Below are 11,996 nucleotides of genomic sequence, written 5' to 3' on the forward strand. Positions count from 1 at the left end.
GCAGCTCCGTTAGAGGATATCGGCCAGCCAGGTGCCGCCGGGCAGACCGATGTCGAGCCCGGCGGTGAACAGCACGTCGCTGCCCGCGGCCAGCAGCACGCCGGTGACCAGGGCCTTGGGCCAGCTGGCGCCGAACAGCCGCGCCAGGGCCGCCACCACCAGGAAGGACGAGGGCATGAAGCCCAGGCGGGTGAACAGCAGGGCGTAGGCCAGCAGCAGGCCGAGCACGCCCAGCAGTCGCAGCGCCAGGGCGGGAGCCGGCCACTCGCCGTCCTCGCCGGGCTTGAACACCAGCACCAGCGACAGGACGGCGAGCAGGGCCGCCAGTCCCAGCGGGAAGGCTTTCGGCCCCACGGGCTCGTAGCTGAAGGGAACCTGCAGCTGAAGGGACTGGACGGCGATGAACGCCGCCAGACCGATCAGGGCGAGGCCCAGCAGTCGGTCGGCGGCGATTCTCATTTCAGACCCACTTCTTCGGCCAGTGACTTGAAGTCGGCGACCTGGTCCTTCACGTAGGCGTCGAAGTCGTCACCGAAGCGGGCCATCGGGAACAGGCCGCGCTCCTCGCGCATCTCGGCGAAGCCGGGGTTGTCGGCCAGTTCCTTGAAGCGCTCGACCCAGGCCTGGTAGGCCTCGTCGCTGACGTCCGGGCCCATGTAGTAGCCGCGCCAGATCGGCCATTCGACGTCGTAGCCCTGCTCGGCGGCGGTGGGGATGTCGGCGTAGGGGCCGCCCATGCGCTCCTCGGAGAGCGAAGCCAGCACGCGGACCTTGCCGCTCTCGAGCTGGGACTGCAGCTCGGACAGGTCGCCGGTGAACACCTGGATGTGGTCGCCGAGCAGCGCGGCCAGCGCCTCGCCGCCGCCCTCGAAGGCCACGTAGCGCAGGTCGCGCGGGTCGACGTCGCCGGCCTTGGCGGTCAGCGCGGCCTTCATCCAGTCCTGGCTGCCCACGGTGCCGCCGGCGCCGAAGGCGATCGAGCCCGGGTTCTCCTGCAGGTCGGCCATCAGCTCGTCGAGGGTCTGCCAGGGCGCGTCGGCACCGACCACGATGGCGCCGTAGTCGACGCCCAGGGCGCCCAGCCAGCGCACTTCGCTGGCGTCGTACTGGCCGAACTTGCCCAGCGCCAGGTTGACCGCGGCGCCGGTGCTGGCGGCGACGATCAGGTCGTCGTCATCGCTGCGCACGCCGTTGACGTGGTTGTAGGCCACTGCGCCGATGCCGCCGGGCATGTAGGTCACCATCATCGGCTCGTCGATGAGGTTGGCGGCCAGCAGGCCGTTGGCCGCCAGGCGGCAGGTCAGATCGTAGCCGCCGCCGGGCTTGGCGGGGGCGATGCACTCGGTGCCGTCGGCGGCCTGGGCCTGGCCGGCGAGCAGGGCGCCGCCCAGCAGGGCAATGCCGGAGGCGTGGCGGATGGCCGTGTTGATCTTCATGGCGAACTCCTGTTCTCTTGTTATGCGGCGCGAGGCGCTGCCTCGAGAGCCATCTCTGTGATGGCCCGAGCGATGCTAGGCCCGTCACCTTTCATCAACCTGTCATCCCGCCCGTTACCGTCTGAGACATTGGTCGAATGCGCCTGCTGGTCATCGAGGACGATCCACTGATCGCCCGCTCCCTGGAACACGCCCTGGCCCCGCTGGGCAACACCATCGACGTCTTTGCCACCTGCGCCGAGGCCCGGGCCGCGCTGCGCCACGACCGCTTCGACCTGATCCTGCTCGACCTCGGCCTGCCCGACGGCGACGGCCTCGAGCTGCTGGCCGAGCTGCGCGGCCGCGGCGACACCACCCCGGTGCTGATCCTCACCGCCCGCGACGCCATCGACGATCGTGTCTCCGGCCTCGACCTGGGCGCCGACGATTACCTGGCCAAGCCGTTCTCGCTGGCCGAGCTGGAGGCCCGGGTGCGGGCCCTGCTGCGGCGCAGCCAGCAGCGCAGCGACAACCGCCTGCGCCTCGGCCGGCTGGCCTTCGATCCCGAGACCGGCAGCGCCAGCCTCGACGAGGCGCCGCTGGAGCTGCCGCGCCGCGAGCTGCTGCTGCTCGAGGGCCTGCTGCTGCACGCCGGCAGCATCACCCCGCGGGAGATCCTGGAGCGGCGGCTGTTCGGCTTCGACGAGGTGGGCACCAACGCCCTGGAGGTCTACGTCAGCCGGCTGCGCAAGCGGCTCAAGGACAGCGGCCTGCGTATCCGCACCTTCCGCGGGCTGGGCTATCGGCTGGAGGACGACGCCGGGTGATCGAGGTCAGCGGCTCGCTCAAGCGCCGCCTGGCGGTATGGCTGCTGGTCACCGTGACCGGGCTCGGCGCGCTGCTGATGGTCGAGGCCTGGTGGAGCAGCCGGCGCGCCGCCGAGCGCGCCTTCGACAGCCAGCTCGAGGCCGCCGCCCTGACCATCGCCGAAGCCGTGCAGTGGCAGCACGGCGATCCGGTGGTGACGATTCCCGCCGCGGCGCTGCAGATACTCGCCACCCGCCACCAGGAGCGGGTCTTCTACGCCGTGCTCGACGCCGAGGGCGACGCGGTCTCGACCAACCTGCCGTTCATCATCGCCCCGGCCTGGCAGGCGCATGCCGCCCGCGCCCCCTGGGCCCTGACCACCACCTTCGACGGCACCTCCTGGCGGCTCTACGGCCGGGAATACGACTCGGCCGGCTGGGTCTCCCAGGAGCCGGTGCAGATCTGGGTCGGCCACACCCGCGAGGGGCGGGTGGCGCTGGCCGACGAGCTGTTCGAGCGCAGCGTCAGCCGCTTCGTGGCCATGGTGCTGCTGGCCGGCGTCTTGATGGCCATGGCGCTGCGCGTCGCCCTCGGCCCCATGCGCCGGCTGCGCCGCCAGCTGCGCCTGCGCGAGGCCGACGACACCCGGCCGCTCGACGCCCGGGTGCCCGAGGAGATGCGGGAGCTGGCCCAGACCCTCGACCACCTGTTCGCCCGCCAGCGCGAGAGCCGCGAGGCGCTCTTGCGCTTCACCGCTGACGCCAGCCACCAGCTCAAGACGCCGCTGGCGGGGCTGCAGAGCGTCAGCGAGCTGGCGCTGAAGAGCCCCGAGCCGGCCGACTGGCACGCCGCCCTGGGCGCGGTGCACGACGGCGCCGAGCGCACCAGCCGGCTGGCCGGCCAGCTCTTGAGCCTGGCGCGGCTGCGCCACGTGGCCGAGGCGGGGGAGGTCGCCCCGCTGGACCTGGCCGCGCTGCTGCGCGAGACGCTGCTCGACTGGGCCGGGCGCGAGGCCGCCCGCGACCACGACCTGGGGCTCGACGAGCTGCCGCCCGGGCCCTGCCTCGTGCGCGCCGAGGCCTGGGCGCTGCGCGAGCTGCTCGGCAACCTGATCGACAACGCCCTGCGCTATACGCCGCCCGGCAGCACCATCACCCTGGGGCTCGCGTGCGAGGCCGAGGCGGTCGAGCTCTACGTGGAGGACGACGGCCCCGGCGTGCCGGCCGAGGCCCGCGAGCGGCTGTTGCGGCCCTTCGAGCGCGGCGGGCGCCAGGACACCGACGGCTCCGGGCTGGGACTCGCCATCGTCGACTCCATCGCCCGGCGCCTCGACGGCCGGCTGAGCCTTGCCGAGCGCGATCCCCACGGCCTGATCGTGCGCCTGCGGCTGCCGCGCTGCAGCGACGACGAGACAGGGAGGAACGTATGAGATCAGGGCGGCGTGTCGTGAAGTGGTTCGTGGGTGGCCTGCTGGCGCTGTCGCTGGGCCTGGGAGGCGTAGCCTCGGCCCAGACCGCCACGCCGCTGGTGGTGGAGGCGGCGCTGGACCGTTCGGTGGTCGAGCCGCTGCTCGACGCCTTCCGCGACGCCCATCCCGAGATCGCGCTGGATTTCCGCGACCGCTCGACGCTGGAGGTCGACGATCTGGTGGCATCGGCCGACCCGCCGCCGGACGTGGTGATCAGCTCGGCGATGCCGTGGCAGATGGCGCGGATCAACGAGGGCCGGGCGCGGCGGCTGGACTCCGCCGAGGCGCGTCAATGGCCGGACTGGGCCAAGTGGCGCGACGAGGTGTTCGGCTTCACCTTCGAGCCGATCGTCATGGCCTACCGGCTCGACCTCTCGCGGCGCATGCTGCCGCCGCAGACCCACGCCGATCTGCACACCCTGCTGACCACCGAACGCGAGGCGCTCGCCGGCAAGGTGACCACCTACTCGCCGCTGGGCAGCGGCGTCGGCTACACGCTGTTCCAGCAGGACGCCCGCTACACGCCGCGCTTCTGGGACCTGGTGGCCGGCATGGGGCGGGTCGACGCCCACCTGGAGAACAGCACCCGTGCCATGCTCGAGGGCCTGAGCGACGGGCGCTACTGGCTCGGCTACAACCTGCTCGGCTCCTACGCCATGGTCTGGGCCCAGGACCACCCCGAGGTGATCGTCCAGGTGCCCCAGGACTACGCCCTGGTGCTGATGCGCATGGCCTTCGTGCATCGCGACGCCCCGCATCCCGCCGCCGCCGAGGCGTTCCTCGACTTCCTGCTCAGCCACGCCGGGCAGCGGGTGCTGGCCGGCGACACGCCGCTGTTCAGCGTGCGCCCCGACGTGATCGGCCCCTACACCGCCCAGCGCCTGCGCGACCAGGTCGGCGAGCGGCTCTATCCGATCCCGCTCAACGCCTCGCTGCTGGCCTTCGTCGACCCCCAGCGCCGCGACGCCTTCCTGGCCCGCTGGCGGCGCGAATTCCGGCGCGACGACTGAGGCCGCGAATCGCTCCCCGGATTGCCGGAAAGCGGCCCCCGGCGTTATAATGGTTGATTAACTTCTCCGCCCTCCCTCCCACCAGCGCACTGGGTGTTGCCGACTATGCTACGTATGGCCCAAGAAGCTCTTACGTTCGATGACGTATTACTCGTTCCCGGCTATTCGGAGGTCCTGCCCAAGGACGTCAGCCTCCGGACACGCCTGACCCGCGACCTATACCTCAACATCCCGCTCCTCTCCGCCGCCATGGACACCGTGACCGAGGCCCGCCTGGCCATCGCGATGGCGCAGGAAGGGGGCATCGGCATCATCCACAAGAGCATGACCATCGCCCAGCAGGCGGCCGAGGTGCGCAAGGTCAAGAAGCACGAGAGCGTGATCGTGAAGGACCCGGTCACCGTCGGCGCCAAGGCCAAGCTGGCCGATCTGCTGGCCATGGCCCGCGAGCACGGCTTCTCCGGCTTCCCGGTGGTGGAGGGCGAGACCCTGGTGGGCATCGTCACCGAGCGTGACATGCGCTTCCAGCCCAACCACGGCGACAGCGTGGCCGACATCATGACCCCGCGCGAGAAGCTGGTGACCGTGGCCGAGGGCACCGGCCTCGACGTGATCAAGGGCAAGATGCAGGAGCACCGCGTCGAGAAGATGCTGGTGGTGGACGACGAGTTCCGCCTGCGCGGCCTGGTCACCTTCCAGGACATCGAGAAGGCCCGCACCTTCCCGAACGCCGCCAAGGACAGCGACGGCCGCCTGCTGGTCGGCGCCGCCGTCGGCACCGGCCCCGAGACCCCTGACCGCATCGCCGCCCTGGCCGAAGCCGGCGTCGACGCCATCATCGTCGACACCGCCCACGGCCACTCCCGCGGCGTGATCGAGCGCGTGGCCTGGGTCAAGGAGCACTTCCCGCAGATCCAGGTGATCGGCGGCAACATCGCCACCGCCGAGGCCGCCAAGGCGCTGGCCGAGGCCGGCGCCGACGGCGTCAAGGTCGGCATCGGCCCCGGCTCCATCTGCACCACCCGCGTCGTCGCCGGCGTCGGCGTGCCGCAGATCACCGCCGTCTCCAACGTCGCCGCGGCGCTCAAGCCCTACGACATCCCGCTGATCGCCGACGGTGGCGTGCGCTTCTCCGGCGACCTGGCCAAGGCCATCGCGGCCGGCGCCAGCGCTGTGATGGTCGGCGGCCTGCTGGCCGGCACCGAGGAAGCCCCGGGCGAGGTCGAGCTCTACCAGGGCCGCACCTACAAGGCCTACCGTGGCATGGGCTCCATGGGCGCCATGTCCCAGACCCAGGGCTCCAGCGACCGCTACTTCCAGGACAAGGAAGCCGGCGTCGAGAAGCTGGTGCCGGAAGGCATCGAAGGCCGCGTGCCCTACAAGGGCGTGATGGGTGCCATCGTCCACCAGATGATGGGCGGCCTGCGCGCCTCCATGGGCTACACCGGCTGCGCCAACATCGACGAGATGCGCACCAAGCCGGAGTTCGTGAAGATCACCGGCGCCGGCTTCAACGAGTCCCACGTCCACGACGTGCAGATCACCAAGGAAGCCCCGAACTATCGTGCCGGCTGATGCCCGCCTGACGCCGTAGAACGATGAGCTGGAAGCGCGCCGCCGGGCGGCTTCCAGCTTTTCGCTTCCGGCCCGCGAAATTCGCTCCCCGTTTTGCCCGCCTCGTATAGGAATGGCCAGATGACCGACATTCACGCCCACAAGATCCTGATCCTCGACTTCGGCTCCCAGTACACCCAGCTGATCGCCCGCCGCGTCCGCGAGATCGGCGTCTACTCCGAGATCCGCGCCTTCGACATCACCGAGGAAGAGATCCGCGAGTACGCCCCCAACGGCATCATCCTCGCCGGCGGCCCGGAATCCGTCACCGAGCTGGGCTCGCCCCGCGCCCCGCAGTGCGTGTTCGAGATGGGCCTGCCGGTGCTCGGCATCTGCTACGGCATGCAGACCATGGCCGAGCAGCTCGGCGGCGCCGTGGAAGGCTCCCACAAGCGCGAGTTCGGCTACGCCCAGGTGCGCCTCGACGTCGAGACCGCGCTGTTCAAGGACATCTCCGACCACATCGATTCCGAGACCGGCAAGAGCCTGCTCGACGTGTGGATGAGCCACGGTGACAAGGTCGCCCAGGTGCCGGCCGAGTTCAGCGTGACCGCCTCCACCCCGAGCTGCCCGATCGCCGCCATGGCCTGGGAAGAGAAGCGCTTCTTCGGCGTGCAGTTCCACCCCGAGGTGACCCACACCCTGCAGGGCCAGCGCATCCTCGAGCACTTCGTGCTGGATATCTGCCAGAGCGAGCGCAACTGGACCCCGGCCCAGATCATCGAGGACCAGATCGCCCGCGTGCGCGAGCAGGTCGGCGACCGTCACGTGCTGCTCGGCCTCTCCGGCGGCGTGGATTCCTCCGTGGTCGCGGCGCTGCTGCACAAGGCCATAGGCGACCAGCTGACCTGCGTGTTCGTCGACAACGGTCTGCTGCGCAAGGACGAAGGCAACCAGGTGATGGAAACCTTCTCCCAGCACATGGGCGTGCGAGTGATCCGCTCCGACGCCGAAGACCTGTTCCTCGGCAAGCTCGAGGGCGTGGCCGACCCGGAAGAGAAGCGCAAGATCATCGGCAACACCTTCATCGACGTGTTCGACGAGCAGGCCGCCAAGATCGAAGGCGTGGACTTCCTCGCCCAGGGGACCATCTACCCGGACGTGATCGAGTCCGCCGCCAGCAAGACCGGCAAGGCCCACGTCATCAAGTCGCACCACAACGTTGGCGGCCTGCCCGAGACCATGAAGCTCAAGCTGGTCGAGCCGCTGCGCGAGCTGTTCAAGGACGAGGTGCGCAAGCTCGGCGTCGAGCTCGGCCTGCCCTACGACATGGTCTACCGCCACCCCTTCCCGGGGCCGGGCCTGGGCGTGCGCATCCTCGGCGAGGTGAAGAAGGAATACGCCGACATCCTGCGCGAGGCCGACGCCATCTTCATCGAGGAGCTGCACAACGCCGGCTGGTACCACAAGACCAGCCAGGCCTTCGCCGTCTTCCTGCCGGTGAAGTCCGTGGGCGTGGTCGGCGACGGCCGCCGCTACGAGTGGGTCATCGCCCTGCGCGCCGTGGAGACCATCGACTTCATGACCGCCCGCTGGGCGCACCTGCCCTACGAGCTGCTGGAGAAGGTCTCCAACCGCATCATCAACGAGCTCTCCGGCGTCTCCCGCGTGACCTACGACGTGAGCAGCAAGCCGCCCGCCACCATCGAGTGGGAGTGATCGCCAGGGCAGGGCGGATGAGCGCCGCATAGCCTCGCCGCATCTCCCGCGTCATACGAAAGCCTGCCGTTATCGGCAGGCTTTTTTGTTGCCTAATGTAATCTGGCTAAGGTTAACTAGGCTTCAGCGGCCTAGGCTGTGGCCGATAGACCGGAGCAGGAGAGCACAACGCGAAAGGAGTCGCAGGGAAAGGATGTGATCCCAGGGCGGTAGCGTGTCTTTCTGCTTGACCTCTCGGTCACTCTCGGAAATGGTCTGGTTTAGGGTCGCTCTGACAGTCGGAAGGTAATGTTGGATTGAGTCGCAAAATTATAGGATCTTCGAGATGGAAACAGCGGTTAACTGCAAGCCCAAAGTGGCCTGCGATATGCTTCTTGTATGGTTCTACCCGTGTTATGGCACTGGCACAATGATTAATGTTATGACGCCTATGTAGGATTATTTTTCAGTCAAACCAGAATGCTGGACCTGCCATAGAGTGTGACGTGATACGAATGGACACTCCGGATTTTTCGGCGGATGAAAATTTATAATATATAGTATTTTTTATTCTCATTTTTATATAGATTGGCAGTGAAGTTGAGTTATGGATAAGTGTTACTTGTGTGGAAATCATTTCAATGAATCTGATGTTATGAAACATGATGAACACATCATACAACAGGCTATCGGTGGGGTGCTAAAAAGTAATAATATTCTTTGTGAAACGTGTGGTGAGATTTTGGGGAGAGCTGTAGACGCACCTTTCAGCATGATGTTTGACAGTATTTGTACTCGTCTAGATATAAAAAAAGATAGGGGTAATAACAAGGGAACTGCAAAAGGAGTTGTGTTTAGCAACAGAGATGCTTATGGCAATGACCTGAGTGGAGTTGAGGTTTTTTGGAAAGATTCTAAAGTTACTCCAGTCAAGCCAATCCATAAGTATTCTCCTGATAACTCAAAAGTGGTTGTTTATGCCAGTGCAAAACAGTTAAAAAGTTATAAAGAAAGGGTTAGGAAGGAAGTTGATGAAAGGTATGATGATGGTTGTAAACCTGAGATTGTTGTTTGTGATGATTTGTCTGGCGTTATAACCTACCCTCTTGAACTGGATGATGAGGCTTTTAAAAAAGGCTTTGCTAAAATTGCGATTGGGTTTGCTTCCAGAGTTGGTGTTGATAGAGATGTTCTTAACTTAGTTCTTGATGTTGAGCAGAATAAGATAAAGGATAATGTCAGCCTACTTCCGTTTTATCCAAAAGGTGTTTTTGATGACATTGTTGAAAGGGATAAAAAAAATATTAGACACTACCCCTCTCACACATTAATTCTATTTACGGCCGCTTCAAGAACTAATCTTTTGGTTTGCTATGTTGAGCTTTTTTCGACTTTTCAGTTTTATGTAATATTGAGTGACCAGTATGATGGAAAGCCAATTTATGAAGGTTATCAACAGCGTCTTGATAAAAGAGAAAGCTACATTTTTAAGCCTGATAGAAGGTACTATAAAGAACGTGGAATGATCTTGTCCTCTCTCGGTATTGATCAGCAGAGGATAGACAATGCGTATGAAAAGCAAAAAGAGTTTTCTAATGCCAAAACTGCCGAAGAAATTGAGTATAAAATAATTCAAGACGAGTATATGAAACAAAAGTACTATGTGGATTTTGATGAAGAGGTAAAAATTGCAATTGACTATGCATCTATGAAACTAATAGAGCCATTGGATCAACTGTCATTAAAAAATGTGACGGATACATTGAGTAATGCTCGACTTTTTTATCGTTCTGATGAAAATGATGAGGAGTTTTTTGATGTGTCTAGCTATAGAAGGTGTTTTTTTAGCGGAGGGGAGTGTCATGACTATGTGTTCTATTTAAAGGATTTTTATGAAACTTGTGAAGGTCGCAAGAAGAGAAAAGAATATGGCCATAATAAACTCTATATGCTTTCTGGTCATATGGAGATAAAAAACATAAAAGAAAAATTAGAGGCTTAGGTTATTATCTGAGTGTAATGGTGTGTCGCAATTTATTTTGTGATTCTACACAATTACGCTTTACAATATTTAGTGCTGGTTCTTGGTGGTGAAGTTTGATGCTATGTTGAGCTAATGTGGATGTATGTTAAATAATAATCGTCATTACTACTTGTTGTGGTGCTGGCCTCTGGAGGTTTTAAAGTTCTTCAGCGAATTTTTAAAAAGGACTCGGGAGTCTTCTGGGTTATCTGTGAAACCAGTGCCATCAAGTAGACGGGCGATGTTATTAACTTTTAATGATTTGAGTGACAGTTATAAAGTTTCTGTTCTTTGGCTTTTGTGATCAAGTGTGGAAAAATTACTAAGAGAAAAAGATATGAATTTTAGTGAAGGCACTCTCTTGGCAGGAATGGAGCTATCCAAGCTGTCTTCAACTTGGGGTATTTATAAGGGAGATGTGGAAAGAGGAGATGGCGAGATAGTCAGTGTTTATATTAAGCCATCTCTTCCTCCAAGGTTTGCTTTTAGGGAGTTTTTTGCGGCTTTCTTGGCAAAAAAAATCAATGTTTCAACGCCTGATCCTTACTTGGTTTTTATTCCTGAAGTTAATAATTTATACGCCAGTGAGAAAGCTTTCTCCAGTAGGTATTGCTTCGCTATGGAGATTAAGCAGTATCCTGATATGAGTCGTAATTTTTCTGGAGGTTTTTTTTCATGCCATGAGGTGGCGGAGGAGTTCTTAAAGAAAAGCGATGTTGCCTTGATGGGGATTTTTGATGAGATTATTTTTAATCAAGATAGGCATCATGAGAATATTTTGTATGATGGTGAAAACATATGTTTGATTGATCATGAAAATATTTTGTGTGATCAAGACGTGGATGTTCCGCTTAGTGATGATAATTGGATGTGGGGGCTTGCTAAAAATGCAAGTGAAATTAGCTTTAGGAGAGTAGAGAGGAAGGTTTTTCAACTTTTATCATCGGGAGACTATGAAAACATTCCTGATTGTGCTTATAGAGTGTTTTGGGAAGATCTTGTGGCAATATATGAAAAACTGGGTGTTGGTGGAAAGCGTAAGCTTAAACTGGATGCGCTCACGTATTGCTACCGATCTAGAAATATATTGAGTTTGTCTAGAAGAACGTGCGATAGTCACAAAACAAACCAAATAGGCTTGGCAGTATGAATAGCTCATTTATTATCAATTGGTGGCCGATATATTTGGAGTTGATCCTTGATTCTGGGGAGAAAGTGTGTGTGGGTATCTGCTATCAAGATTCCAACGGCAAGGTTTTTTACAAAAGCTCGCTGAGGAAAGAACTCTCTGAAACTCTTTTTAGAGACCGGAAGGATGCAGTCGGTAATTTAGCCAAGCATGCTTGTGAGTACGCAGCCCGTCTTATAAAAGGAAGCCCAAGAATTAGTGATGAAGAAATAGCGCCGGGTATATATTTAGGCGATAAGAAGATAGTTGAAGGTTATGATTTAAATGAGATGCACTCTAGAGTGTTGAGGAAGGTTTCATTTTTCAGTTATTTAGATTTTTACAAAAAAGCATCTGAGCATATAGAAGATAAGAAGGGTTTTTCAGAATTTGTAAAAGATAGGTTGCTAGAGCGAAAGTCAAATTTGGTTGGTCTTTTTGATAAGCAGTTCCGCGTTCTTGGTGCAATGAAAAACTTTGATTTTGCTGACAATAATGGTGGCTTTGCAGCTAATTTTTATGTTTTCCAAAAGAATAGTAGGATATACAAGGCTGAAGTGTCTTGTCTCGATCTTAGTATGATAAAAGAACACTATAAAAAAGTGTCGCTAGTTGTGATGGTGGATTTTGGTTATAATTCAAAGTCTAAGAGGTTAAGGGGGTATAAGGAAGTGGAAGGTGTGGCTAATCATTTGGATGTTGCTTTTAAAGTGGTCGAAAGTACGGATGAAGCTGCCGATTATCTACAGGAGAATGTAGCCTAGTTTGATTGCTGGATTTCTAATGTGTGGAAGACCCCAATTAATGCGCACAATGCCAAGGCGTAGACGCCGCCGGTGTTTGAAATGTTAGG

Annotated in this window: 10 protein-coding genes; 8 read left to right on the forward strand and 2 right to left on the reverse strand. The window is 59.6% G+C overall.

Going from position 1 to position 11,996, the window contains the following annotated elements; translation table 11 throughout:
• Positions 1–9: 9 nt before the first annotated feature.
• Both MYL53_RS11675 and MYL53_RS11680 read right to left on the reverse strand, forming a co-directional pair.
• Positions 10–459, reverse strand: a complete 450-nt coding sequence (locus tag MYL53_RS11675) for a tripartite tricarboxylate transporter TctB family protein (RefSeq protein ID WP_247854131.1) — start codon at positions 457–459, stop codon at positions 10–12.
• Positions 456–1,436 (reverse strand): Bug family tripartite tricarboxylate transporter substrate binding protein, encoded by a 981-nt coding sequence (locus tag MYL53_RS11680; protein WP_247854132.1) that lies wholly within the window; start codon positions 1,434–1,436, stop codon positions 456–458. Before MYL53_RS11680 ends, MYL53_RS11675 begins: the two co-directional genes overlap by 4 nt.
• A gap of 137 nt (positions 1,437–1,573) precedes the next feature.
• Between MYL53_RS11680 and MYL53_RS11685 the strand changes: the two genes are divergently transcribed.
• From MYL53_RS11685 to MYL53_RS11720, 8 genes are all read left to right on the forward strand, one after another.
• Positions 1,574–2,242, forward strand: a complete 669-nt coding sequence (locus tag MYL53_RS11685; protein ID WP_247854133.1) for a response regulator — start codon at positions 1,574–1,576, stop codon at positions 2,240–2,242.
• On the forward strand, positions 2,239–3,651 hold the full coding sequence (locus tag MYL53_RS11690; protein WP_247854134.1) for a sensor histidine kinase: 1,413 nt from the start codon (positions 2,239–2,241) through the stop codon (positions 3,649–3,651). The genes MYL53_RS11685 and MYL53_RS11690 overlap by 4 nt, the downstream gene beginning before the upstream one ends.
• A 17-nt stretch (positions 3,652–3,668) precedes the next feature.
• Positions 3,669–4,700, forward strand: a complete 1,032-nt coding sequence (locus MYL53_RS11695) for an ABC transporter substrate-binding protein (RefSeq protein ID WP_247854135.1) — start codon at positions 3,669–3,671, stop codon at positions 4,698–4,700.
• Between the two features lie 105 nt (positions 4,701–4,805).
• Positions 4,806–6,275 carry an IMP dehydrogenase gene (guaB, locus tag MYL53_RS11700; protein ID WP_247854136.1) on the forward strand — a complete coding sequence of 490 codons (1,470 nt, stop codon included), beginning with the start codon at positions 4,806–4,808 and terminating at the stop codon, positions 6,273–6,275.
• A 120-nt stretch (positions 6,276–6,395) separates the two neighbouring features.
• A complete protein-coding gene (gene guaA, locus MYL53_RS11705) occupies positions 6,396–7,973 on the forward strand; it encodes a glutamine-hydrolyzing GMP synthase (protein ID WP_247854137.1) in 1,578 nt (525 codons plus the stop codon).
• A gap of 586 nt (positions 7,974–8,559) precedes the next feature.
• Positions 8,560–9,954, forward strand: a complete 1,395-nt coding sequence (locus MYL53_RS11710) for an HNH endonuclease (protein ID WP_282103517.1) — start codon at positions 8,560–8,562, stop codon at positions 9,952–9,954.
• A 358-nt stretch (positions 9,955–10,312) separates the two neighbouring features.
• Positions 10,313–11,125 carry a type 2 lanthipeptide synthetase LanM gene (locus MYL53_RS11715; RefSeq protein ID WP_247854139.1) on the forward strand — a complete coding sequence of 271 codons (813 nt, stop codon included), beginning with the start codon at positions 10,313–10,315 and terminating at the stop codon, positions 11,123–11,125.
• A gap of 71 nt (positions 11,126–11,196) precedes the next feature.
• Positions 11,197–11,907 (forward strand): hypothetical protein, encoded by a 711-nt coding sequence (locus tag MYL53_RS11720; RefSeq protein ID WP_247854140.1) that lies wholly within the window; start codon positions 11,197–11,199, stop codon positions 11,905–11,907.
• Positions 11,908–11,996 lie beyond the last annotated feature (89 nt).

This window comes from Halomonas getboli (genome assembly GCF_023094245.1).
Classification (GTDB): Bacteria; Pseudomonadota; Gammaproteobacteria; order Pseudomonadales; family Halomonadaceae; genus Halomonas; species Halomonas getboli.